General features: G+C 63.5%; 23 protein-coding genes. 8 read left to right on the plus strand and 15 right to left on the minus strand.

All coding sequences use genetic code 11. The features are described from left to right. Nucleotides 1-172: 172 nt before the first annotated feature. From P0D89_RS21270 to P0D89_RS21290, 5 genes are all read left to right on the plus strand, one after another. Nucleotides 173-1,000, plus strand: coding sequence for an AraC family transcriptional regulator (locus P0D89_RS21270; protein WP_408358586.1), 828 nt, complete (start codon nucleotides 173-175; stop codon nucleotides 998-1,000). Nucleotides 1,001-1,141: 141 nt separating this feature from the next. Further along, complete coding sequence (locus tag P0D89_RS21275; protein ID WP_408377165.1) at nucleotides 1,142-2,107, plus strand: quinone oxidoreductase family protein; 966 nt, start codon at nucleotides 1,142-1,144, stop codon at nucleotides 2,105-2,107. A gap of 55 nt (nucleotides 2,108-2,162) precedes the next feature. After that, entirely contained in the window at nucleotides 2,163-2,339 is a 177-nt protein-coding gene (locus P0D89_RS21280; protein ID WP_408358587.1) for a DUF1427 family protein, read from the plus strand. Between the two features lie 121 nt (nucleotides 2,340-2,460). Further along, on the plus strand, nucleotides 2,461-3,039 hold the full coding sequence (locus tag P0D89_RS21285; protein ID WP_408358588.1) for a DUF4337 domain-containing protein: 579 nt from the start codon (nucleotides 2,461-2,463) through the stop codon (nucleotides 3,037-3,039). 88 nt (nucleotides 3,040-3,127) lie between these two features. Then, complete coding sequence (locus P0D89_RS21290) at nucleotides 3,128-3,745, plus strand: LysE family translocator (RefSeq protein WP_408358589.1); 618 nt, start codon at nucleotides 3,128-3,130, stop codon at nucleotides 3,743-3,745. Nucleotides 3,746-3,756: 11 nt separating this feature from the next. On the opposite strand, the gene P0D89_RS21295 is transcribed toward P0D89_RS21290, so the two are convergent. From P0D89_RS21295 to P0D89_RS21320, 6 genes are all read right to left on the minus strand, one after another. Continuing rightward, nucleotides 3,757-5,040: an RNA polymerase sigma factor gene (locus P0D89_RS21295; RefSeq protein ID WP_408358590.1), complete on the minus strand. Its 1,284-nt coding sequence runs from the start codon at nucleotides 5,038-5,040 to the stop codon at nucleotides 3,757-3,759. 4 nt (nucleotides 5,041-5,044) lie between these two features. After that, entirely contained in the window at nucleotides 5,045-5,452 is a 408-nt protein-coding gene (locus P0D89_RS21300; protein WP_408358591.1) for a VOC family protein, read from the minus strand. 81 nt (nucleotides 5,453-5,533) lie between these two features. Beyond that, nucleotides 5,534-5,947 carry a YciI family protein gene (locus P0D89_RS21305; RefSeq protein WP_408358592.1) on the minus strand — a complete coding sequence of 138 codons (414 nt, stop codon included), beginning with the start codon at nucleotides 5,945-5,947 and terminating at the stop codon, nucleotides 5,534-5,536. A gap of 148 nt (nucleotides 5,948-6,095) precedes the next feature. After that, entirely contained in the window at nucleotides 6,096-6,449 is a 354-nt protein-coding gene (locus tag P0D89_RS21310; RefSeq protein WP_408358593.1) for a YciI family protein, read from the minus strand. 599 nt (nucleotides 6,450-7,048) lie between these two features. Further along, nucleotides 7,049-7,522 carry a hypothetical protein gene (locus tag P0D89_RS21315; RefSeq protein ID WP_408358594.1) on the minus strand — a complete coding sequence of 158 codons (474 nt, stop codon included), beginning with the start codon at nucleotides 7,520-7,522 and terminating at the stop codon, nucleotides 7,049-7,051. A gap of 1,052 nt (nucleotides 7,523-8,574) precedes the next feature. Further along, a complete protein-coding gene (locus P0D89_RS21320) occupies nucleotides 8,575-8,847 on the minus strand; it encodes a DUF1488 family protein (protein ID WP_408358596.1) in 273 nt (90 codons plus the stop codon). A 923-nt stretch (nucleotides 8,848-9,770) separates the two neighbouring features. On the opposite strand from P0D89_RS21320, the gene P0D89_RS21325 reads away from it, so the two are divergent. Both P0D89_RS21325 and P0D89_RS21330 read left to right on the plus strand, forming a co-directional pair. After that, a complete protein-coding gene (locus P0D89_RS21325) occupies nucleotides 9,771-10,244 on the plus strand; it encodes a GNAT family N-acetyltransferase (protein WP_408358597.1) in 474 nt (157 codons plus the stop codon). A 56-nt stretch (nucleotides 10,245-10,300) separates the two neighbouring features. Continuing rightward, a complete protein-coding gene (locus tag P0D89_RS21330; protein WP_408358598.1) occupies nucleotides 10,301-10,651 on the plus strand; it encodes a DOPA 4,5-dioxygenase family protein in 351 nt (116 codons plus the stop codon). A 65-nt stretch (nucleotides 10,652-10,716) separates the two neighbouring features. On the opposite strand, the gene P0D89_RS21335 is transcribed toward P0D89_RS21330, so the two are convergent. The 5 genes from P0D89_RS21335 to P0D89_RS21355 form a co-directional block, all read right to left on the minus strand. Beyond that, nucleotides 10,717-11,028, minus strand: a complete 312-nt coding sequence (locus P0D89_RS21335; RefSeq protein WP_408358599.1) for a high-potential iron-sulfur protein — start codon at nucleotides 11,026-11,028, stop codon at nucleotides 10,717-10,719. Between the two features lie 53 nt (nucleotides 11,029-11,081). Further along, complete coding sequence (locus tag P0D89_RS21340) at nucleotides 11,082-11,771, minus strand: nitroreductase (protein ID WP_408358600.1); 690 nt, start codon at nucleotides 11,769-11,771, stop codon at nucleotides 11,082-11,084. Nucleotides 11,772-11,917: 146 nt separating this feature from the next. Continuing rightward, on the minus strand, nucleotides 11,918-12,640 hold the full coding sequence (locus P0D89_RS21345; protein ID WP_408358601.1) for a PepSY-associated TM helix domain-containing protein: 723 nt from the start codon (nucleotides 12,638-12,640) through the stop codon (nucleotides 11,918-11,920). Further along, complete coding sequence (locus tag P0D89_RS21350) at nucleotides 12,637-13,320, minus strand: Fe2+-dependent dioxygenase (protein WP_408358602.1); 684 nt, start codon at nucleotides 13,318-13,320, stop codon at nucleotides 12,637-12,639. The genes P0D89_RS21345 and P0D89_RS21350 overlap by 4 nt, the downstream gene beginning before the upstream one ends. A 67-nt stretch (nucleotides 13,321-13,387) precedes the next feature. Then, entirely contained in the window at nucleotides 13,388-15,616 is a 2,229-nt protein-coding gene (locus P0D89_RS21355; RefSeq protein WP_408358603.1) for a TonB-dependent receptor, read from the minus strand. Between the two features lie 453 nt (nucleotides 15,617-16,069). Here P0D89_RS21355 and P0D89_RS21360 point away from each other — a divergent pair, with 453 nt between their 5' ends. Then, nucleotides 16,070-17,065: an aldo/keto reductase gene (locus tag P0D89_RS21360; protein WP_408358604.1), complete on the plus strand. Its 996-nt coding sequence runs from the start codon at nucleotides 16,070-16,072 to the stop codon at nucleotides 17,063-17,065. Between the two features lie 10 nt (nucleotides 17,066-17,075). On the opposite strand, the gene P0D89_RS21365 is transcribed toward P0D89_RS21360, so the two are convergent. The 4 genes from P0D89_RS21365 to P0D89_RS21380 form a co-directional block, all read right to left on the minus strand. Next, on the minus strand, nucleotides 17,076-17,642 hold the full coding sequence (locus tag P0D89_RS21365; RefSeq protein ID WP_408358605.1) for a YbhB/YbcL family Raf kinase inhibitor-like protein: 567 nt from the start codon (nucleotides 17,640-17,642) through the stop codon (nucleotides 17,076-17,078). Nucleotides 17,643-17,679: 37 nt separating this feature from the next. After that, nucleotides 17,680-18,480 (minus strand): ROK family protein, encoded by an 801-nt coding sequence (locus tag P0D89_RS21370; RefSeq protein WP_408358606.1) that lies wholly within the window; start codon nucleotides 18,478-18,480, stop codon nucleotides 17,680-17,682. Nucleotides 18,481-18,523: 43 nt separating this feature from the next. After that, on the minus strand, nucleotides 18,524-20,137 hold the full coding sequence (zwf, locus tag P0D89_RS21375) for a glucose-6-phosphate dehydrogenase (protein ID WP_408358607.1): 1,614 nt from the start codon (nucleotides 20,135-20,137) through the stop codon (nucleotides 18,524-18,526). Between the two features lie 119 nt (nucleotides 20,138-20,256). Then, the gene (locus P0D89_RS21380; RefSeq protein ID WP_408358608.1) at nucleotides 20,257-23,070 is read right to left on the minus strand and encodes an MGH1-like glycoside hydrolase domain-containing protein; all 2,814 of its coding nucleotides are present in this window, start codon (nucleotides 23,068-23,070) and stop codon (nucleotides 20,257-20,259) included. Nucleotides 23,071-23,109: the final 39 nt, after the last annotated feature.

Raw genomic sequence — 23,109 nt, forward strand, 5'->3', positions numbered from 1 at the left:
CCGGAGTGTCGCTGCATCTCATGCGCAGGGAATTGGCTCTCACCTCAAATACGACGCGCGACCGCTATCGCTGCGGCATGCGACTCTGCGGTGACCCGCACCTCGCGCTATGCTTCGCACACGGGCCAGCAAGGTCCGCGACCCTGCTACGCGAAGCGCGACCCGATCCGCCGTGCCCAAAGCCCGCCCACCCGAACTCCCCGACGACGCCAACGCCAGCTCGCTCGCGCGCCACTATCCGCGCGGACTTCGCATCGACCCGCACTCGCACACGTGGGCGCAGGTGCTGTACGCGGTGTCGGGCGTGATGTGGGTCGAAGTCGGCCGCGAAGCGCTAGTCGTGCCGCCCCAGCGCGCAGTCTGGCTGCCGGCCGGCACGCTCCACTCGATCCACATGATGAGCGAAGTGGAGATGCGCAACCTCTATCTGCACGAGCGCAATGTCGGCCACCTGAGCCGGCGCAGCGATGTGTTCGAGGTCAACGGCCTGCTTCGCGAACTGATTACGTCGATAGCCGAACATGAGCGCACCCGCGCGCGCGATCAAACCTATCTCGACGCCGCCTATCGTCTCGCGATGCTGGAGCTCGCGCACGCGCGGCGCTCGTCGCTGCGCATCGCGCTGCCCGACGCGTCGGACCGGCGGCTCGAAGCGCTGTGCCGCGCGGTGATCGACAACCCGTCGAACGCGATCAGCTTCGAGCAGCATGCGGCATCGGTCGGCGCGAGCGTGCGCACGCTTGCGCGCCTATTCTGGCGTGAACTGGGCGTCGGCTTCGCCGAATGGCGGCGTCAGGTGCAACTGGCGGTGGCCTTGTCGGCACTCGCGCAGGGACGCCCGGTCGGCAGTATCGCGCGCTCGCTCGGGTTCCAGCCGAGCAGCTTCAGCGATATGTTCCGCCGCGAGCTGGGTGCGCCGCCCACCGGCTTCGACCCGGGCGGCACGCTGAGCGAGGCGGTGGAAGGATCGCCGGAACACGCCCAAAGCCGCCAGCGCTGAAGTCTCGACACCGCTGCGACCCTCTCGTCGCGCGTTGTCCGAAAATCGAAAGTCCTCGTCCTGACGTCTTGATGTGAGCCACCTAGACTACGTTGATTGCACTGCACGCCGCAGCCCAGCATCCACCCGGAGTCCCACTCGATGAAAGCGATCCAGTTCAAATCCTTCGGCACCCCCGAGGTGCTCGACTACGTCGATCTGCCCACACCGCAAGCCGATGCCGACAACGCCGTCGTGCGGATCATGGCGGCCTCGGTGAATCCGAGCGACGTCAAGAACGTATCCGGCCATTTCGAACACACGGTCTTGCCGCGCACGCCGGGGCGCGACTTCAGCGGCGTAGTGGTAGACGGCCCGCAAGCGTGGCTGGACGCCGAAGTGTGGGGCACGGGCGGCGACATCGGCTTCACGCGCGACGGCACGCATGCCGAGTTCATCAAGATTCCGCTCGCCGCGCTCTCGCGCAAGCCCGCCACGTTGAGTCACGCCGAGGCCGCCGCGATCGGCGTGAACTTCGTGGTCGCATGGCTCGGCACCGTCGAGTACGCGCAATTGCGCGCGGGCGAAACCATCGCGGTGATCGGCGCGGGCGGGGGCGTCGGCGGCGCGGTGGTGCAGATCGCGAAAGCGCACGGCGCGCGCGTGATCGCAGTCGATCGTCAGCCGCTCGACGCGACGACGCCAGCCGGGCGCCTGATCGACGACTACGTGCCGTTCGACGAACACATCACCGAGCGCTTGCGCGAGCTGACCGGCGGCGCAGGCGCCGAGGTGGTGTACGACTCGGTCGGCGGCGTCGCGTTCGAGACCGCGCTGAGTCTGGTCAAACAGCGCGGCCGGGTGCTGGAAATCAGCGGCACGGGCAAGCGCCGCGTCGAATTCGATCTGATCGACTTCTATCACAACGAGACCCAATTGCTAGGCGTGGACAGCGCGAAGCTGGGCGTCGCGGAATCGGCGCCGTTGATGACGGCGCTGGTCGAAGGCTTCGAGACCGGCAAGCTGACGGGGCCGGCCATCGCGCAGGCGTTTCCACTCGAACGGGCCCGCGCAGCCTATGAGGCAGTGGCCGGCGGCACGCGTGGCCGCGTCGTCATCCGCATGTGACTGCCGTCGCGACCGGCGGGCGTGACGGCCCGCCTATTCCCAAGGAACATCGAACATGAAGCCGTATCTGGTCTCGCTGGCCGCGGGCGTGGTGGTCGGACTGCTCTACAGCGTGATGGACGTGAAGTCGCCCGCGCCGCCGACCGTCGCTCTGGTCGGCCTGCTCGGCATGCTCGGCGGCGAGCATGTGATTCCGCTCGTGCGCACATTGCTCGCATCGGGCGCGCATTGAAGGACCTGCGCTTTTCTCCAACTGCGACTTTTCCATCGCCGCGCGTCACACGCTAAGATTGAGGCCCCCGGGCCCGCGCGCCGCCCGGTGACAATGGAAAAGCAGTGCCTTGGAGAACCGGATGTCTGAAGAATATGAAGTGCATGGTCCGCACGACCACGCCGTCGAGCACGCCGCTCATCACGACGCGGATCCGTTTGCGAGCCGCATGGCCGTGATGACGGCGATCCTCGCGACGATCGGCGCGCTCTGCGCGTACCAGAGCGGCAACAGCGAAAATCTCGCGCTGTTCTACAAGAACGAAGCCGCGATCAAGAAAACCGAAGCATCGAACCAGTGGAATTACTACCAGGCCAAGGGCGAGAAAGAAAATCTCGCTGAACTCGGCGCGGCGCTGTCGGCCAGCAATAGCGACGCTCACGCGAAATTCCTCGCCGACGTCGACAAATATACGCAGCAGAAAGTGCCGATCCGCGAGAAGGCCGAAGCGATCGAAAAGGAAGTCGTCGAAAACGACAACCGAAGCGAAGCGTTGCTGCACGGCCATCACCGCTGGGCGCAGGCCACGCTGCTGATCCAGGTTGCGATCGCGCTGTGCGCGATCACTTTGCTGACCCGCAAGAACTGGATGCGCAATCTGTCGTTCCTCGTGGCGGCAGCGGGCGTGCTGACTGCCGGCGTGGCGTTTTTCGGGGTTTGAATCTGCGCTTGAATCTGCTTCGGACATCTGTCAGCGCGCGCGTTCACCCAGCGCGTCGCGCCACAGGGTCCGCAACAAGGAGTGTCATATGGTTGATGGTTCCGCCGTTCTAGGCGTGTTCTCCGTGTATATCGCCGGCGTGGTGATCCCGGGGCCGAACTTCGTCGCGGTCGCGCACAAGGCGGCATCGGCCACGCGCTTCGAAGCGCTCGCGGTGGTTGCCGGCATCGTGCTGGTCAATCTGTTCTGGGCGAGTTGCGCGATTCTGGGCGTGGGCATCGTGTTCGCCGCGTTCCCGTGGCTGGCACTCGCGGTCAAGGTGGCCGGCGCCGCTTATCTGATCTGGTTCGGCGGCCGGCTGATCGTCAACGCTTCGGCGGGTCAGCCGGCGTCCATCGTAAATGCGCCGGCTGGCGGCCTGCGGCAAGCGTTCGCGCAAGGCTTCGCGACCAACATCGCGAATCCGAAGTCGATGGCGTTCTTCGCTGCGGTGTTCTCGTCCGCCGCGCCCGCGCATGTGAGCGTCGGCACGTTCGCCGCCATGCTCGGCATGGTGTGCGTCGTCGCGAGCGGTTGGTACGGCTTCGTCGCGCTCACGCTGTCGCACGCGCGGATTGCGGCGGCGTACCGGCGCGGCAAGGCGTGGGCCGATCGCGTGTGCGGCGGTCTGATCGTCGCATTGGGTGTGCGTCAGTTGATCCGCTAGCTAGCTGGCTATCAAGCGCTTCCATGCGCGAGGCCGCGCGCACGTTCGAGCAGCAACTCGCGTTCGCGTGCATTGCGCGTCATCCCGGCGGCGCGTTCGAACTCGGCGCGCGCTTCTTCCACGCGCCCTAGCTTGACCAGCAGATCGGCGCGCACGCTCGGCAGCCAGTGATAATTCGCGAGCGCCGCACCAGCGGCGAGCGCGTCGGCGATCTCCAGTCCCGCAGCCGGCCCGAACGCCATTCCCACCGCCACCGCCCGGTTCAACTCGACCACCGGCGACGGCGCCACCTGCGCGAGCGCGTCGTACAACGCAACGATCTGCGTCCAGTCGGTATCTTCGGCGCGGTGGGCACGCGCATGACAGGCGGCCAGCGCGGCCTGCAACGCGTACGGACCGCTCGCGCCGCCCAACGCATGCGCGGTGCCGAGCGCGGCGAGGCCGCGGCGAATCAGCAGCGGGTCCCAGCGGCTGCGATCCTGATCGAGCAGCAGCACCGGCCGGCCCTGCGCATCGGTGCGCGCGCGCATGCGCGATGCCTGAATTTCCATCAACGCGACGAGGCCGTGTACCTCGCTTTCATCCGGCACGAGACCGCTCAACACGCGGCCGAGCCGCAGCGCTTCCTCGCATAGCGCCGGACGCATCCAGTCGTCGCCGGCCGTGGCCGAATAGCCTTCGTTGAAAATCAGATAGATCACCTGCAGTACCGACGCGAGCCGCGCCGCGCGCGCGTCCGCTTGCGGTACCTCGAACGGCACCTTGGCCGCCGACAGCGTGCGCTTGGCCCGCACGATCCGCTGCGCGATGGTTGCCTCAGGTACGAGAAAGGCGCGCGCGATTTCGTCGGTGGTGAGCCCGCCGAGCAGGCGCAGCGTGAGCGAGACGCGCGCATCCGTCGACAGCACCGGATGGCACGCGGTGAACACCAGCCGCAGCAAGTCGTCGCCGATATCGTCGGCGCGCGCAGCATCGAGGGAATCGACGAAGTCCGGCACGACGTGCGCCTCCAGCGCGTCAAGGTCGTGGCCCAGCTCCGTGCGCTTGCGGGCGCGCAGCGCTTCCTGCCGCAAGCGGTCGAGCGCGCGGTTCTTCGCGGTCGCCATCAGCCACGCTCCCGGATTGTCGGGCACGCCGGCCTCGGGCCAATGTTCGAGCGCGGCCACCAGCGCGTCCTGCGCCAGTTCCTCGGCGAGCCCGACATCGCGCACGATCCGCGCGATGTGGGCAATGACCTTCGCGGATTCGATCCGCCAGACTGCCTCGATGGCACGATGGGTGGCCTGTGTCGTCACGGCCTCAACCCGCTGCCTGCGCGTTCGGGTCCATGTAGATCAACTCCCAGATGTGTCCGTCGATATCCTCGAAGCCGTGTCCGTACATGAAGCCGTAGTCCTGCGGCGCACGCGGCACCGCGCCGCCCGCGGCGAGCGCTCGCGCGACCAGCGCATCCACCTCGCCGCGGCTTTCGCACGACAAACCCACCAGCGCCTCGGTGCTTTCCTTCGGATTGCAAAGCGACTTGCGCGTGAAGGACTTGAACAGGTCCTTGACCAGCAACATCGCGTAGAGGTTGTCGCCGAGAATCAGACAGGCCGCCTGCTCATTGGTGTAGCGCGGCTCGAAGCTGAAACCGAGTGTGCTGAAAAATGCCTTCGACCGCTCGAGATCGTCGACGGCGAGGTTCACGTAAATCTGCTTGTGCATGATGGAGTCCATTCGTCGGATTGCGGGTCGGCGGGCCGCGCGGGTCGCATGAGTCGCACGGTCGGCTCGCCAAGCTTCGACTCAGCGGCGCGATGCTTCGAGATTGCGGAACCGCTCCAACTCCGGGCCGGGCTCGAAGTCGTCGAGTTCGAACAGTTGCCGCACTTCGATTTCGCCGTCGGCCTGCTCGCCGAACGGCGCGGGAAAGCGCCGCGCCCACTCCATCGCTTCTTCGCGCGAGCGCACCTCGATCAGCGTGTACCCGGCGATCAGTTCCGTCGTCTCGGCGAACGGGCCGTCGACGATCGTGCGCTTGCCGCCGCTGTAGCGAATGCGCCAGCCTTTCGAACTCGGCTGCAGGCCGGTCGCGTCGAGCAACACGCCAGCCTTGGCCAGCTCTTCGTGATACGCGGCGATCGCGGCCATCAGGGACGGCTCCTGCATCTCGCCGGCTTCGCTGGCGGACGTCGCTTTTACGAGGATCATGAAACGCATCGACGTTGCTCCTGTTCGTGGTGACGGAGAGAGCCGCCCGGATTGGCTGGCTTCTTACTCACACGACGAGCAATGCGTGGCCGGATCGACATGCAACCCCGCGCCCCAGGGAAAACCCCCGCACAACACAGCCGACGCGCGGCACGGCCTACATGAAACAAGGCCCGAGCTTGCGGACTTCGACCGTGCACCACGACGCCGCCGGGCAGGCCTGCGCGATCGCCACGGCTTCTTCACGGGTTTCGCAGTTGAGCAGGAAGAAGCCGCCGATCATTTCCTTCGCCTCGGCGAACGGGCCGTCGAGCACTTTCGGCTGGCCGCCGCGAACCTGAACGCGTACCGCGTCTTTCTGCGACGTGAGTGATTCGACCGCGACCAGTTTGCCGCGCTCTTTCAGGTCGGCGGCGAAGCGCACCATCTGGTCGTACACTTCGCGCCCCGCGGCCTCGCCGCGTTCGACGCGTTGATTCGGGGGTTCGACGATGAGCAGCATGTAAGACATGACGTCTCCAATGGATCACGCCGCCCACGTAAAGGTCCGGCGGGTTCGTTCCGGCAGAGGCTGAACGACAACCGGCGCGCTTGCGGCGAATAGGTGGGAGCCAGTCTAGCAAGCAGGGATGACTCCGGCAAACCCGGTCCGGCGCGGGCGCGGTTGCGGCGGCCCGTTGCTTACGGAGATTCGTAAGCAACGCACTTTGCGCGGATGGGCTTTTGAAGCGCGCCACGTTAGCGGCGCATTGAAGTATTCTCCGGACTCGCTAAACCATGCGGTGAAATCGCCGTTGATCAACGAGCAAGGGGCGGTCGAGTCTCGTGAAGGCGCAGAACCTCGCGTATCCGGTGACGTCGGTGCAGATTCAGACGACCGCTCTGGCGGCCGGCGGAACGACCGTCGAAGTTCACGGCGCTGACATCGGGCGGCTCACGGCTGGTGCAGTTGAGCGGCGGGCAGAATGGGACCGCGTACTACGACATCACGAGGTACAACGACTGACGTGCGTGGCGCGGCGCTCGCGCGCCGCCCACGCGCCGCTGAAAACAGAAAACGCCCCACAGGGGCGTTTTGTTACGGGTTTGTCGAAAGCAAGCTCGCGCGACTCAGACTGCCGCTTCCGAAATAGCCTGCACTTGCGCAGAACGCATCAAGCCTTCGATCATCCTCGCTTCCGCAGTCGCGATCTCGCTCAACGACGCCACCGACAATTGCCCGTCGAGAATCGCAAGCGCCGTGCAAAGTCGCGCGTATTCATCCTCTTCGAGGGTCCAGCGGACTTGCGCATGTTCACGGGCGTCGAGCCCAACCAGCGCCGCATGCGCGCTTTCGATGTCGCCGAGCACGCCTTCACCGAGTCCGATACGCGCCAGCTCCTGCGACACCAGCAGATGCCGGCTCAGTGTCGTGTGCAGATTGCGCGAGCCCTGGCCGCGCCGGAATGCGTCGAGCGCCGCATAGCCCTGCAGAAGCATCACAGCGGTGACCGGCTCGTGCGCCGTGCGGCTGTAGGTCAGCGCGCGCAACAACGGGGACATGGCCGACTGGCCGCGCTTGCGGGCTCGCGATTTACTGGACATAGGGATTCAGGCTCCTTCATTCACTCCCTGCGTGACCGCCGAATTCTCGTGCGCAACGCGGGATGCAATTTCTGGATATCGGTTCAAATCCGTCGAATACAAGTCACGCAATGTGGGCCGGCGAAAAAAAACCCTGTTCCGATGACGGAACAGGGTCGACAGGATGGAACAGTCGTACATGCGCGTGGATGCCTGCCGACCAATAGCCATCAACCTGCAAAGCTGTTGCTACTTGAATTGCTGCTGCTCCTACTACTACTACTACTGCTACAGCTACTGCTACTGCTACTGCTACTGCTACTGCTACTGCTACTGCTACTGCTACTGCTACTTCTACTTCTACTTCTACTTCTACTTCTACTGCTATTTCTACCGCGAAAGCTGCTGCGTCAAACCACTACTTCAAGGTGCTGCCACTGCCACTGCCACTGCAAAAAGCTGTTGCTCTCTGAACTGCTGCATTACAGCCCGGTCCTTCGCCTTCGACTACTCCTGGCTGCAACCCCTGCTGATTCGCGCCCGATCGCATGGATCGCGCGTTGTGCGCATTGCTTCTACTTCCTACTGCGTTACTGCCCTGCCGTGTTCGACTTCGACCACCACGGCAAACTGCCATCAACGGTACGGTTCAAAACAACGCGGGGGGAAGACCGCGTCGATGGGCTCGGTGATTTGTCGCTCCATGGAAAACAGTGTATGCGAGCGCCTCCGGATGCAATTGGCCGAAGCGAGGGGCATTGGCGGGCTAATTTGCCGAATCGATGTAACAGGGATTTCGTCGGACAGGCGCGGCGCCGGTAACTTCGACCGGTTAGGTCGATCACAGGTTTGTCGGCAGGCAGATGAAAGAGGAGGGAGTGGAAACGCGCGCTTGAAACATGCGAGCGTGAGCAACGCGACGGCTAGTCAGCAGAATGGGCACACTCGCACCGAATGCGCGAACAGCCGCGCGAGCGACGGCACGTTCGCCATCGCTCGTTCAGCTTCGCGTATTGCGAGTCTCGCACACATCGCGATGCAAGACCTCGCGCAGAAGAGTCGCATCAGGACCATCAACCGCGCGCAGTGAAATCGCTTATCGTCAGCAGTACTTTCTCGCCCGGACGTGCGAGCATCTTTCTTTCCGCGACTGCCGTGATGCGTTTGCGTCCATCCGCGAAGGCCTTCAGCACGCGTGCCGCGCTAGCGTCGTGCTGCAACCAGAAGTGCTGCTCCAACGCTTCGCGCGTGACGGCGCATTCGAGATCCCGTCCACGCGTCGACAGTTGGAAGATCACCGCACGTCCGTCTGCCGAGACGCTGGGTTCAAGCTCGACAATCTCCATAGCCCACCTCGCAAAGTTCGTTAAGCCGCTCGTCATGTGGACGAACGTCACTGCAAAAACTGAATGAAAACGCAGACCGTCCGCCGCTTTGTTTCGACTGAGCAATGCGCGCTATTGCGTCGTCGCCATCCTCGCATTGAACGATGCGCGAAGCGGTGCGTGAATCGACAAATACGCCGACGCACCATTCGGCGAACCTGCAGCCGCGCGACCGGGCTCATCAGTGGGTGCATCAACAGCCAATTCGTCAGCCGACACACGCATCGGACCGCTCAACCCGCGTGGCCGCTTCGCGCAGAACTCATGCAACAACACGGTGAGGCCCGCAGTCAAACTTTCTGTCGTCGCCAGCGTTCGATTGCGCACGCCGCGCGACACGCAAACGCTTGCGAGCCATCAATGCGGCGGCCTCAGTTCATGACACAGGCCGCGTGTGTCCGCGAAACGCAAACACCCGGTGTCAGGATAAAAGACGAGCGTGACGGCTTTGCCATCGACTTCGCGCGTGACAGTGTGTGGTTTCGTTCAGCATTTTTCGTTATGGTGCCAGGTGGGCGCCGTTCGTCGGCGGTTCGGCAGCGCGAGCGCGAAGCATCGAACCGGCGCGCGCCGGCAATCTGCGCAGGAGGCAAAAGCAAAGCACGTGCCACCGGGGGTTGGCAACATCGGGCTTCGCGTAGCGAGTCTGACGCAAACGCCGCGAACGACGCATTCGGCAAGACGCTAACACCGGCGGCATTTGGAACGGCGCGCCTCGCCGTGCGTCCCTCTCGTCAGCGTCAACACCCGACCCAACGGATAGCCGTTCGCGTCGAACCCGAAAGCGCGCGAGCCGAAACATCACCGCGTGGTAAAAAAGCGCTGCTGGCGCGACAATTCACGACAAAACTTACTTGCCACCCGCGCGTGGCAACATCACCCCTATGTCCACTCGAGAATCTGGGTTGACCCTGCGTCCCGCGCTCGCCGACGACGAGCCCTTTCTGTTCGCACTACGCAAGGCCACGATGACAGAACACCTCACGCGCGCCGGCCAACCCGCGGACGACGCCGAACATCGCGCACGCCTGCTGCATCGTTACGATACGGCGCGAGTGGTCTGCGTCGACGGCGCGCCGGCCGGCTTGCTGAAAGCGCATCGCACCGATAGCGAGTGGGTGGTCGTGCAATTGCAGATCATGCCGTCGGTGCAACGGCGCGGCATTGGCGAACGCGCGTTGCGCACCGTCTTGCGTGCCGGCCAGGCCGATGCATTGCCGGTCACGTTGAAGGTGCTCAAAGGCAATCCCGCGAAACGCCTGTACGACCGGCTCGGCTTCGAGGTAGTCGGCGAAGACGATACACAGTTTTACATGAGGCGCGCACCGCGCGCGCCGGCGGAAATCGAAGCAGAATGAATGTCGGATAAAGACTGACGCAGCCTGACACGCAACAGAACGCAATGGACTCTGAAATGACCTTTCGCGACACCTCCGCCATCGAAAGCTGGCACGCCCACATCTATTTCGATTCGAGCAGCCGCGACGCCGCGTGGGCGTTCCGCGAGCAGATCGAAGCGCACTGGAACGACAAGCTGCAAATCGGCCGCTTTCACGAACGCCCGGTCGGCCCGCATCCTATGTGGTCGTATCAGCTCGGATTCGCCCACGCACAATTTGCCGACGTGGTCGGCTGGCTCACGCTGAATCACGGCGCGCTCGATATCTTCCTGCACCCGAATACCGGCGACGCCCTGCGCGATCACCGCGACGCGGCCGTGTGGATCGGCCGCTCGCATGAACTGGTGTTGAAGGCGTTGATGTGAGATTTGAGCCGGGTTTGATGTGAGCGGCGTTGCCCGCCGGAAACACGCCCGCCGCCCGCTCCCTCTCACATATTCGTATATGAACTGCACCAGCCGCGCGCAGCCACCTGCTTGTCGCCGAACAGCGTGCAGCCGCCATAGGCGTCCGTAGCCTTACCCTGGAACAGTGAGCAGTTGGCGCACGTTTGCCCTGCCGCGTAGCTGGGAAACTTGGCTTTGTCGACTTTCGACGCGTCCTCCACATAAGCGAGGGCTTGCGCCTTCGGGTCGGCTTCGCTGAGCCGGTTCGCGGTGTCGGCGAAAGCCGCACGGGACAGCACGAGCGATGAGCCGACGCCCACGCTCAGCATCAAAAAATGGCGGCGCGAAGTTTTCATAATGTTCCGAGGGATAGTGGGGGGAGAAGGGTCGCGCGTGTTGTAAGCCGCGCTCAATCAAGGAACTGCGTGAACCGTTCAACCGGTTCGCGCTCGGTGCGCAGCGTGTTGACGAGAGCGTTCTGGTCGGCGAAACCGAGCGACATGCCGCACACTAGCTGCTCGCCCTCCGGCAAGCCGAGATGTGGCGCCACCACCCGATGAAATGGCGTGAACGCGGCCTGCGGACAGGTGTCGAGGCCACGCCCGCGCGCGGCCGTCATGATCGCCTGCAGGAACATGCCATAGTCGAGCCAGCTGCCGCGCTCCATCACACGGTCGATCGTGAAGAACAGACCGACCGGCGCGCCGAAGAAGCGGTAGTTCTGCGCGTGCTGCGCATGCATGCGCCCCTTGTCACTCTTTTCGATGCCGAGCAGGCCATACAGATCCCAGCCGACTTTCCGGCGGCGGTCGATGTACGGCGACACCCACTGCTGCGGGTAGTACGGATACTCTTCGCGATATAGCGCGTCGCGTTGGGGGTCGTCAAAGGCCGCGAGCAGATCCCGCGACAGACGCGCGAGCGACTCGCCTGTCACCACATAGACTTTCCACGGCTGCGTGTTGGTGCCCGAGGGCGCGCGGCTGGCGGCTTCGAGAATGGCTTCGATGTCGGCGCGCGGCACCGGCGTGGGGAGAAAAGCGCGAATCGCGCGCCGCGTGATGAGCGCGGCGTCGACTGGATTGGCGAGGGTGGTCATCGGCGAATTCCGGCAGAGCCTGCAAAGTGGCGATCTGCGGAGATTCTAGCGCGAGCGGCGGCTTCACCGCAGTGGTGCACGCGCCGCGAGGCCGGCCGACCAACACCGTGCCCGCCGGCTCGCGTCTATCGGGCAAGCGCCCGCTTTTACATCAGTCCCATACAGACGGCGGCGGCGATCGATCCCAACACCAGCACCGCGCCGACCGTTCTGCGCTTGTTCAACTCCGTCCACAGCAGCACGCCGGTGAGCGACAACAGGATGAGGCTGCCCGCGAGCGTATCGATCAGCAGCACCCAGCCGACGCTCAAGCCCACGCCCTTATGCAGATTCGTCAGCATCGCGAGAAACGTGTTCTCGCTGCGCTTGACCGTCACATAGCCATTGCCGACCCAATACTCGGCCGACGTGCTTTCGCGCGGCGACGAGAAATTCAGTTGCCAATGCTCGGGCTGCAAGACGCTGCGCTCGCCCCACGCGACCGGATGCGCGGGCTCTTTCTGCACGCGCCCCGGATTGCCGACCAGCTTCAGTTCATACTTGAGCCACTTGGCCAACTCGCGCGGCGTGTCCGGTGCCGGTTGCGGCAACGGCAGCTGCAACACCGACACTTGCGGCTCGCCGGTGGAGACCCGTAGCGGCCCGCCGCGATGGTTCAGAAAGAACCCCGTGGTACCGAACAGCAAACCCAGCGCGGCGCCCCACAAACCGACCCAGCCATGCACCTTACGCAGCCACTTGATGAAGGTCGCGCGCCGCGAACGCTGCTGCCGCGACTTCGGTTCTCCGCTGTCGAGCCGCCGCGGCTCGCGCATCGCGTGGTCCATGTCGGCCGACGGTTGAATGTCGATAGTCTCGCGGACGCTCACGTTTCGCTCCAGGTACGCAATAGATTGTGATAGCAGCCGACGAGGCTGCGGCGCGCGGTGTCGTCGGCGTGGGTGGCGTTCAGGCGCTGGATCGCGGTGTCCATGTCGAACAGCAGCGCGCGCTGCGTGTCGCTGCGCACGAGGCTTTGCACCCAGAAGAAACTGGCGATGCGCGCGCCGCGTGTGACCGGCGTGACCTGATGCAGACTGGTGGCGGGATAGACGATCATGTCGCCCGCCGGCAGCTTCACCTGCTGCACGCCGTAGGTGTCCTCGATCACAAGTTCGCCGCCGTCGTATTCGTCGGGTTCGGAAATGAACAACGTGATCGACACGTCAGTGCGCAGCTTCACACCGTTGGGCAGCACGCGCACCGCGCCATCGACGTGGCTGCCGAACTGCATGCCGCCTTCGTAGCGATTGAAAAGCGGCGGATACACCTGATTCGGCAACACCGCGCTGATGAACAGCGGGTTGCGCTCGATCGACGCGAGAATCACATCGCCAAGCTCGCGCGCAACCGGCGAGTGCTCGGCGATCTGCTGGTTGCGTTTGACCGGCGCGCCCTGATAACCAGCGGTCGCGCGACCATCGACCCACGCGTCGCCGGCCTGTTCGAGCCGCTCGCGCACGAAGCGCAACTGCCCGGCGTCCAGTACCTTCGGAATCTGCAGCAACATAGTGTTTCCTTTGCGTCAGCTTGCCGTTGTCAAAACCAACAAGGCTACCGTATCCGCCCTGCGTGTATCAAAAGCGATAGTCGAAAGTCGCCAGCAGCGTGCGTCCGACCCCCGGCACTGAACGACCGCCGTCCGACGGAATCAGCGCGTCGAAGTATTCCTTGTTGGTGAGGTTCAGCAGGTTCAGGCGCACGTCGAATTTCTTCGCGTGATAGGCGGCGGTCGCGTCCCAGCGCGTGTAGCCCGGCACCCGCACGTAGTTCGTATTCGACGCGTAGCGCGGCGACATATAGATCGGGCCGCCGCCAATCTCCCAATGCGGAGTGATCGCGTAAGTGGTCCACAGCGTCAGCGTGTTGCGCGGCGTGTTGGCCGGCGTGTGCCCTTGCGTGCCGTCGAGCGCCTTCAGGATGACCGCGTCCATGTACGTGTAGCCGCCGAACACCTGCCACTTGTCGGTAATGTGTCCGGCCACGCCCGCCTGGAAACCGTCCACGCGGATGTCGCCGGCGAGTTCGAATTCGGTCGGCGAGACTTGCGTGCGGGCGTTGTCCATTTCCTGGCGGAAGAACGCCGAGGTCACCGAGAGATTGCCGCCAAGCAGATCCCATTTGCCGCCGACTTCATACGACTTGGTCGATTCCGGCGCGAGGTTTTGCGTCAGGTTCGTCACCGTCAGGTTTTCGAGCGACGGGTTGAACGACGTGCCATACGACACGTAGTACGACTGCCAGTCGGTGGGCTGGTAGATCACGCCCGCGCGCACACTGGTGAAGAAGTTGGTCTGGCTCGCGTAAAGCGGCGCGGTGATCGTGTTGTGGATCTGCGCCTGAAAGCGATCCCAGCGCAGGCCGCCGATCACCTTCCAGTGCTGGTTGAGCGACACGGTGTCGTTGATATAGGCCGAAAGTTCGTTTGCACCGGAGTCGGCGTAGTTGCCGACCGTGGTGGTCACATTGGACGGCGTGCTCATGATCGGCGGATTCAACATCGGCACGATCGGCAAATTGTTGCGCGTGTACGCCTGGTTCGAATAGCTGTCGTGACCGAGCTCGAAGCCGGCAATCAGGTCATGCTTGATCGGGCCGGTGTCGAACTTGTATTCGAGCATCGTGTCGTTGTAGATCGAGTGGTTCTCGATCACACGGTCGTGGCTCTGCAACTTGATGAACAGTTGCGACGGCGACAGCGTCGTGAAATTGCCGTTGGACAATGCGGTGCTCGACGACAGCGGCCCGGTCAGCACCGCTTGCGGCGCGGTTTCGCGCGCATCGGTCATCGAGTGCGAGAGCTGCGTCTGGTTGGTCAGCGTGAGCGCATCGGAGATCTTGTGCTTGATCCCGGCGGTGAAAATCTGCACGTCCTGGATCGTGCGGTCGTCGGTCAAGCCGTAGAAGGTGTTTTTCGGCACTGGCGCGGGACGGCCGTTCAACGCCTGGATGCCGTAGTCGGGCATGTCGTGATTGTGCTGGATCAGCGCGGACAGCGTCACTTCGGTCGGCGTGCCGATCCCGAAGCGAACTTCCGGCGCGACACCGAAGTCCTTGTTCTTCATCACGTCACGCGTCGAACCCAGGCTTTGACCGAATGCGTTCAGGCGGATCGCCGAGGTATCGGTCAGCTTGTGATTCACGTCGACGCTGGTGCGGTAGCGGTCGTCGGTGCCGATCATCGCCGAGACTTCCCCAAAGTCCTTCAGGCTCGCTTTCTTGCTGACCTGATTGATCACGCCGCCCGTCGAGCCGCGGCCGAACAGCATCGACGACGGACCGTACAGCACTTCGAGCTCGTCGAGGTCGAAGGTGTCGCGATAGTACTGGTTGCGATCGCGGAAGCCGTCCAGGTAGATGTCGTTCTGCGCAGTGAAGCCGCGCAGGTTGATGTTGTTGCCGATCTGGCCGCCTTCGGCCGCGCCGATCGTCACGCCCGGCGCATTGCGCAGCGCGTCCTGGAACGAGGTGGCCCCTTGTGAGGCCAGCACGGCCTTGTTGATGACGGTGACAGTTTGCGGAATATCGCGCAACGCGGTAGGCGTTTTCGCGCCGACAGTCGCACGTTCAGCCTGGAAGTCCTGTTGTTCAGCCTGCGCCTGGACGCCGATGGTCGGCAGCGTGCCGCTCTCGGCCACGGTGCTTGCCGCTGCGTTTGCCGCTCCGTTTGCCGAACCGTTTGTCGATTCACTGTCGGCCGCAGGTTGCGACGCGGATTGAGGAGCGGTCTGCGCGACAGCCGGTGTCGCAAATGGAATGGCAAAAGCTAGCGCTAACGCAGTCGCAAGCGGCGTGTGGTTGAACATGGAAATCCCGTCAGGTGTGCACTTGTCAAATTCGCATGTCTGAGATGCGATCAATGACAAATCTGCAATTGGCTGGCTTCCGGTCGTCTGACTGGCGCAGAAAGGACGGGGTGGCTGGCTAGTTGTTAAATGAGAATCGCTATCATTCCATATGGATTAAGGCGCATCAATCGCGCCCTGTGTTACATCGCGTAAGAAAATTGTTTCGGATTTTTACTAACGTATGGATATCGTAATTTTCATTCAACAGATGACTGAGTTTTATTACGTCACTGTAATGATAAGTACGCAGACAGCGAATAACGGCAGGCTAGCAGCCCAATTGACCCCTACTATTACCTTTCATTTCAATAACCTAACGCGAGGCTTGCAGACGACATCGAATCGCGACTCCGTTTATCCTTTTTGCAACACTGCATACCGCCACTGATCCGTTCACCTTCGGAGTTGACCATGCAATACCGCAAATTCGGCCGCACCGGCCTGACCGTTTCGCGCCTGTGTCTCGGCACGATGACCTTCGGCCTGCAAACCGAAGAAGATGTCTCGCATCGCATTCTCGACACAGCGGCGGACGCTGGCGTGAATTTCATCGACACGGCCAACGTGTATCCGCTCGGCGGCGACGAAAGTATTGCCGGACGTACGGAGGAAATCGTCGGGCGCTGGTTGAAGGGCAAACGCGAGCGCTTCATTCTCGCGACCAAGGCGGTGGGCAAGATGGGGCCCGCACCGTGGGATCAGGGCGCGTCGCGCAAACATCTTCTGGATGCCATCGACGCGTCGCTGCGCCGCCTCGGCACTGATTACGTGGACCTCTATCAGCTCCACTCCGACGATGCGAACACGCCGCTCGACGAAACGCTCGAGGCACTGGATGCGATCGTGCGCTCGGGGAAAGCGCGTTATGTCGGCGTATCAAACTTTCTCGCGTATCGGCTCGCGCGCGCGTTGGGACGCGCCGATGTGTTGCGCGTCGCGCGCTTCGTGTCGGTGCAGCCTCGCTATAACCTGCTGTTCCGCCAGATCGAGCGGGAGTTGCTGCCGTTGGCCGCAGAGGAACAATTAGCCGTGATGCCGTATAACCCGCTGGCGGGCGGCTTGCTGACGGGCAAGCACCAGTTGAACGCCGCGCCGACAACCGGGCGTTTCACCGAGAGCGTCGGCAAAGCCGGCTCGATGTACCAGGAGCGATACTGGCACCAGCGTGAGTTCGAGACGATCGAGCAATTGAAAGCGATCGTGGCGCCGACGGGCGAGTCGTTGACCCGGGTTTCTCTCGCTTGGGTGCTGGCCAATCCGCTCGTCACGTCAGCGATTATCGGCGCGAGCCGCGCGGAGCAGTTGAGCGATACGCTCGCGGCTTCCGAACTGGTGCTCGATGCACAGATCAAGACCCAGCTCGACGAAGCCAGCGTGCAATACCGTTGGGGCGACGCGGCGAGATAAGCCGGACGCCTCATCGCCCATACCGCAGCACCGTGCTCGTCGCGGCAAGCACATGGTCCTTGATGGCCGCGTGCAGCGCATCGCGGGTCAAGCCGGCGGGCAGCGCATCGGGTGGCAGATCGAGCGCATAGACCTGCGCGACGTAGTGATGCGGCACGTCCCCAACCGGTGGACACGGCCCGTAATAACCGGGACCGCCGGTCCGATTCGTGCCGGCGACGCTGCCGGGCGGCGCGGCGCCGCCCGCAGCGAGCGCCGCGGTCGACGGCGCGATGCCGTACTGCACCCAGTGCACGATGCCCAATCCCTTGGCGCCGTCGGGATCGAAAATCGTGACCGCGAAACTCTTCGTGCCGGCGGGCGCGTTACGCCATTGCAGCGCCGGCGACACGTTGCCGCCGCCGCAATTATTAGTGCTGGCCGCGTGGCTCGAATCCAATGTGCCGCCATCGGCCAAACCCGGCGACGCTACCGCGAACGCTTCCACCGCGTACCCATGCGCGGTTGCCAAAGCGAGCGCCGCACACACGCCCGCCGACAACAGGTGCCTTGCAATACCAAAGCCGCATCGAGTCACGTTGAACACTCCCTGATATTGGCCCGCAAATCGGGCGCTATTTGAATCGCCCCGTGCGTTGATTCGCTTCGGGCAATTGCCGAGTTTCGCGCACTGACAGCGGATGCCACAAGCGCGCGCCGCCTTCGATACCGGCATCGTTCGATACGGTCGCCACGTTCGCAGGCAACTCGAACTTCAGACGCGCCGCGTTGCCGCCGCCGATCCACAGCTTGTCGTAGTTCACGAGCGACTCCAGAATGCCGATCACCTGATGAACGCGCCGGTTCCAGCGTTTATTCCCCGCCTTCTCGCGTGCTGCCTCGCCGATGTATTCGTCGTATGCGACGCCTTTCTTGCTGACCGGGTGATGAGCGAGTTCGAGATGCGGCATCAACTCTCCGTCGCGGAACATCGCGGTGCCCGCGCCCGTGCCGAGCGTCAGCACGAATTCGAGGCCATGTCCTTCGATCGCAGCGAAGCCCTGCATCTCAGCATCGTTGATCATGCGCACCGGCAAGCCACCCAGACGCTGCGCCAACGAGTCGGCGAGCGCAATGTCATGCCAGCCTTCCAGGCCGAAGTGCGGCGCGGTGAGAATGCGGTTGTTGCGCACCACGCCCGGAAATCCGATCGACATCAGCGTGGGGGGCGCCTGTTCGACGAGCGGCGCGACCAGCTTCGCCAACGCATCGACCAACTGGTCCGGCGTGCACGGATGCGGCGTCGCCACCCGCACGCGCTCGGTTTTCATCTGGCCTTCCGAGTCGATGATCGCGGCCTTCAGGCCGGTGCCGCCGACGTCGATTGCAAGAATCCGCTCAGTGCTGCCCGTTACTTTCGTCTTGGTTGTTGCCACGGTGTCCCCCGATCATGTTGACGTTGATGAGCGCGTGTTGGCGTTACTTCTTCTCGACTGCATGCTGTTGCAATGGCCGCCATGCATGGCCGTCGCGCGCGAGCAGCGCGTCGGCCTGTGCGGGGCCTTCGCTGCCGGCCGCATAACCGCGCACGGGCATTGCGCCGCCGCTTTTCGGATGCAGCACGTCGTCCACCGCGCACCAGCTGGTTTCGATGCTGTCGGCCCGCTGGAACAGCGTCGCGTCGCCGAGCATGCAGTCGTATAGCAGCGTCTCATAGCCGACATTGGCGCGTTCCGCGAAGAAGTCGGCATAGTCGAACGAAGACTGCACCCCGCCGACCTGCATCACCGGGCCCGGTGTTTTCACATTGAAGTCGAAGCTCGTGCCATGCGCGGGATCGATGCGCAAGGTCAGCACGTTGGGCGTGAGCGCATCGACCGGCGTATCGCGGAACAGGCGGAACGGCACCGGTTTCAATTGCACCGAAATTTCCGTGCGACGCGCCGCCAGCCGCTTGCCGGTGCGCAGATAGAACGGCACGCCGGCCCAGCGCCAGTTTTCGACGAACACGCGTGCGGCCGCGTACGTCTCCGTCGTGCTGCCGGGCGCGACGTTCGGTTCTTCCTGATAGCCGACGCCCGCCGGGCCCTTTTCGTATTGGCCGAATACGACGTCGTCCGGAGTCAGCGGCTGGATCGCGTCGGAGATTTCCGCCTTCTTGTCGCGCACCGCTTCGGCGTCGAACGAGTTGGGCGGCTCCATCGCGACCATGCCGAGCAACTGGAACAGGTGGTTCGGCACCATGTCGCGAAACGCACCCGTCTGCTCGTAGAACTTGCCGCGCCCTTCCACGCCGATCGTTTCCGCCGCGGTGATCTGCACGCTGTCGATATATTCGCGCCGCCATATCGGCTCGAACAGCGCATTCGCGAAGCGCACCGCGAGAATGCTCTGCACGGTATCCTTGCCGAGAAAGTGATCGATGCGATAGACCTGCGATTCTTTCGCGTACGACAGAATGTGCGCGTTCAGATCGCGCGCCGACGCGAGGTCGGTGCCGAATGGCTTCTCGATCACGATACGGCGAAAGCCGCCACTTTCCCCGTCGCCTTCCTTCAGCAAGCCCGCCTTGCCGAGATGCTCGACGATCGGTTTGAAAAAGCGCGAGCCGACTGCGAGATAGAAGATCACGTTGCCGCCCGGCGACTGTTCGAAGACCTGCTTGAGCTTCGTGAAGGTGTCGTCGGTTTCGAACTCGCCGGCCATGTATTCGAGGCGTTGCGCGACCCAGTCCCACGCGTGGTCGTCAAGCTTGCCGGCGTGGAAGGTGCTGGCTTTGTCGGCGGCGAATTGCTGTAGTGACTTGTGCAGGTCTTCGCGCCACTCGCTCGTCTCGCGCTCGCCGTGATTGACGCCGATGATTTTCATCGCGCCATCGAGCAGGCCGTCCACCGAGAGGTTGTACAGCGCGGGCATCAAGAGCCGCCTGGTGAGGTCGCCGCCGGCGCCGAAGATCACCAGCGTGCAAGGTGGCGCGGGCCGTTTGCCGGCCGGCGACGGCGGCGCGTCATGCGGACTCGCGCTGACCTTGCAGCTCGGTGCCTGAGCGGCGGCGGAATGATCGGAAGCTGGGGCGTTCGGTGTAGTCGACATGGGATTCACTTGAGGAAGCCAATGGAACGGACGTGGCGATACATGAAAGACCACGCTTGAACCGACACAGTTCAAAAACGATCACGCGGCCCGCGCGGCATGCGCGTCGGCCGTGCTTACTACTTTGCTGTGGTAGCTGCGAGCGCGGACGCCAGTTCGGATGCTGGTTCGGGCATACGGGCCGGCGCGGTAGCCGGCGCCGACGCCGCAACAGGAATCGGCGCGCGTTCGGGCTCGCCCGCCAACGGCACGTTGCCCGATGCCGCCATCACCCTCGGTTGCAGCAGCAACGCAACGAGCCCGCTCCAGCCGGTCTGATGCGAAGCGCCGACGCCGCGCCCGTTGTCGCCGTGAAAGTACTCATGGAACAGCACGAGGTCGCTCGAGCGCGGGTCGGCCTGCAACAGCGGATACGCGCGCATCACGGGCCGCTCGCCATCCTTGTTCTTGAGAAACAACGTGGTCGCGCGGCGCGCCAGTTCATCGGCGATTTCGCTAAGCGAGAACTTCTGTCCCGAGCCCGTCGGATATTCGACGCGAAACTCGTCACCGTAATAGCGGTGAAATTCGTACAGCGATTCGATCAGCAGATAGTTGACCGGCATCCACACCGGACCGCGCCAGTTCGAATTACCGCCGAACACGCGCGTGTCGGATTCCGCCGGCAGATACTTGACGCAGAAACTCTTGCCGTTGTGATTGAACACGAACGGGTGATCGCGATGAAAGCGCGACAACGCCCGCACGCCGTGATCGGAAAGAAATTCGCTTTCGTCGAGCGCACGCCGCAGCAATGCTTTCATCCGGTGACCGCGCAGCAACGAGAGTAAGAGCGCGTTGCGCTTGCCGGGCTCGTTCCAGCGCGAGACCAGCTTCGCGAGATCCGGACGATGTTCGAGGAACCACACGAGCCGCTCGCGCAGACACGGCAAGCCGCCATGCAGACGCTCTTCCAGCACGTGCACCGCGAACAGCGGAATCAGCCCGACGATGGAGCGCACCCGCATCGGCATGCTGCTGCCGTCAGGCAGGCGCAGTTTGTCGTAGAAGAACTCGTCGTCGCTGTCCCACAGGCCCGTCTCGCAGCCGTCGTCGCAGCTCACGGCCTCGGCGATATACAGGAAGTGCTCGAAGAACTTCACGCCGATGTCCACGAACACATGGTTCGCATACGCGAGTTCGAGCGCGATCCGCATCAGGTCGAGCGCATACGCGGCCATCCACGCGGTGCCGTCGGCCTGATCGATGTGGCCGCCGGTCGGCAGCGGTGACGAGCGGTCGAAGATACCGACGTTGTCCAGTCCGAGAAAGCCCCCCTGGAAAATATTGTGGCCGTCGGCGTCCTTGCGGTTCACCCACCACGAAAAATTCAGCAACAGCTTATGGAACACAAGTTCGAGAAAATCGCGATCCGCCTTGCCGGTGAGCGCGCGGTCAATCTCGTACACGCGCCACGCAGCCCATGCATGCACGGGGGGGTTCGCGTCGCTGAGCGCCCATTCGTACGCAGGCAGTTGGCCGTTCGGATGCTGATAGCGGTCCTTCACCAGCAGCAGCAATTGACGCTTCGCAAACGCCGGGTCGATCAGCGCGAACGCGGCCGCATGGAACGCGAGGTCCCATGACGCGTACCACGGGTACTCCCATTTGTCGGGCATCGATACGATGTCCGCATTGCACAGGTGACGCCAGTCCGCATTGCGGCCGTGTTTGCGGCTCGCCGGCGGTTTGGGTTGCAGCGGATCGCCGTCGAACCAGCGTTGCACGTCATACTGGTAGTACTGCTTGGACCACAGCATGCCGGCGAGCGCCTGACGCTGCACGAGGCGCGCGTCGGGGTCGGCGATCTCGTGTTGCAGCGCGCCATAGAACTCGTCGGCCTCGGCGATGCGCTGCGCGAACACTGCATCGGCATCGAACTGCGCATCGTCCGGGGCCGACTCCGGACGCCAGCGCAAATACACCACGGCGCGGCCGTGCGGAGCGAATTCGAGCGCGGCATGCGCGGCGGCCTTGGTACCGGCATCGCGGCGTATTGCCTGCTGGTCGCCTTGGACGACATAGTCGTTGAAGCCGTCCTTGAACGGACCGGCGCCGTCCATGTGGAACAGGCGCTTCACATTGGTGTCGTTTTCGCAGAAGAGCCACGCGAGTTGCGGCGCGTCTTTCGACCACGCGGTCACGACGATCGGCTCATGACCATGCTGACGCCCAATCAAGTGCGTGTCACCGTTGTGGTCCGTGCCGGCGACCAGCGACGGCTTGTCCTTGTTCTCCTTCCACGACCACGAGTTGCGCGCCCAGATTTGCGGCAGCACATCGAGCGACGCAGCCTCGTCCGCGCGATTTTCGATCGTCACGCGCATCACGATGTCGTCGGGCGCGTGCTTCGCGTATTCGACCTGCACGTCGAAATAGCACAGATCGTCGAACACGCCGGTATCGAGAATCTCGTACTCGGGCATGTCGCCGCCGCGTCGAGCGTTTTCCTGCACCAGATCTTCGTACGGAAAGGCGGCGTGCGGGTACTTGTAGAGCATCCGCATGTATGAATGCGTCGGCGTGCCGTCGAGGTAGAAGTACAGCTCCTTCACGTCCTCGCCGTGATTGCCCTCGGCGTTGGTGAGGCCGAAGAGGCGCTCCTTGAGGATCGGGTCCTTGCGATTCCACAGTGCGAGCGACACGCACCAGCTCAGCTTGTCGTCGCCGAAACCGGCGATACCGTCTTCGCCCCAGCGATACGCGCGGCTGCGCGCATGGTCGTGCGGAAAGGAGTCCCAGGCGGTGCCGTTTGCGCTGTAATCCTCGCGCACCGTGCCCCATTGGCGCTCGCTCAGATACGGCCCCCAGCGCTGCCAACGGTCGCAAGCGGCCGAATGCAGGCGTGAGCCTTCAATGGTGTCGAGCAGATTGGCAGCGCGCAGCGGTGGCATGACTTCGTCCTTGCTTCAGGCTTGGCGATGGGACACACA

It is taken from the genome of Paraburkholderia sp. RL18-085-BIA-A (assembly GCF_046027075.1).
In the GTDB taxonomy this organism is placed as follows: Bacteria; Pseudomonadota; Gammaproteobacteria; order Burkholderiales; family Burkholderiaceae; genus Paraburkholderia.

Coding starts and splice junctions, on each gene's coding strand:
- P0D89_RS21315 (WP_408358594.1), bottom strand. CDS start 7,522: ATGTCCAGTAAATCGCGAGCCCGCAAGCGCGGCCAGTCGGCCATGTCC.
- P0D89_RS21310 (WP_408358593.1), bottom strand. CDS start 6,449: ATGTCTTACATGCTGCTCATCGTCGAACCCCCGAATCAACGCGTCGAA.
- P0D89_RS21305 (WP_408358592.1), bottom strand. CDS start 5,947: ATGCGTTTCATGATCCTCGTAAAAGCGACGTCCGCCAGCGAAGCCGGC.
- P0D89_RS21330 (WP_408358598.1), top strand. CDS start 10,301: ATGACCTTTCGCGACACCTCCGCCATCGAAAGCTGGCACGCCCACATC.
- P0D89_RS21290 (WP_408358589.1), top strand. CDS start 3,128: ATGGTTGATGGTTCCGCCGTTCTAGGCGTGTTCTCCGTGTATATCGCC.
- P0D89_RS21335 (WP_408358599.1), bottom strand. CDS start 11,028: ATGAAAACTTCGCGCCGCCATTTTTTGATGCTGAGCGTGGGCGTCGGC.
- P0D89_RS21300 (WP_408358591.1), bottom strand. CDS start 5,452: ATGCACAAGCAGATTTACGTGAACCTCGCCGTCGACGATCTCGAGCGG.
- P0D89_RS21325 (WP_408358597.1), top strand. CDS start 9,771: ATGTCCACTCGAGAATCTGGGTTGACCCTGCGTCCCGCGCTCGCCGAC.
- P0D89_RS21380 (WP_408358608.1), bottom strand. CDS start 23,070: ATGCCACCGCTGCGCGCTGCCAATCTGCTCGACACCATTGAAGGCTCA.
- P0D89_RS21350 (WP_408358602.1), bottom strand. CDS start 13,320: ATGTTGCTGCAGATTCCGAAGGTACTGGACGCCGGGCAGTTGCGCTTC.
- P0D89_RS21285 (WP_408358588.1), top strand. CDS start 2,461: ATGTCTGAAGAATATGAAGTGCATGGTCCGCACGACCACGCCGTCGAG.
- P0D89_RS21280 (WP_408358587.1), top strand. CDS start 2,163: ATGAAGCCGTATCTGGTCTCGCTGGCCGCGGGCGTGGTGGTCGGACTG.
- P0D89_RS21360 (WP_408358604.1), top strand. CDS start 16,070: ATGCAATACCGCAAATTCGGCCGCACCGGCCTGACCGTTTCGCGCCTG.
- P0D89_RS21355 (WP_408358603.1), bottom strand. CDS start 15,616: ATGTTCAACCACACGCCGCTTGCGACTGCGTTAGCGCTAGCTTTTGCC.
- zwf (WP_408358607.1), bottom strand. CDS start 20,137: ATGTCGACTACACCGAACGCCCCAGCTTCCGATCATTCCGCCGCCGCT.
- P0D89_RS21340 (WP_408358600.1), bottom strand. CDS start 11,771: ATGACCACCCTCGCCAATCCAGTCGACGCCGCGCTCATCACGCGGCGC.
- P0D89_RS21320 (WP_408358596.1), bottom strand. CDS start 8,847: ATGGAGATTGTCGAGCTTGAACCCAGCGTCTCGGCAGACGGACGTGCG.
- P0D89_RS21275 (WP_408377165.1), top strand. CDS start 1,142: ATGAAAGCGATCCAGTTCAAATCCTTCGGCACCCCCGAGGTGCTCGAC.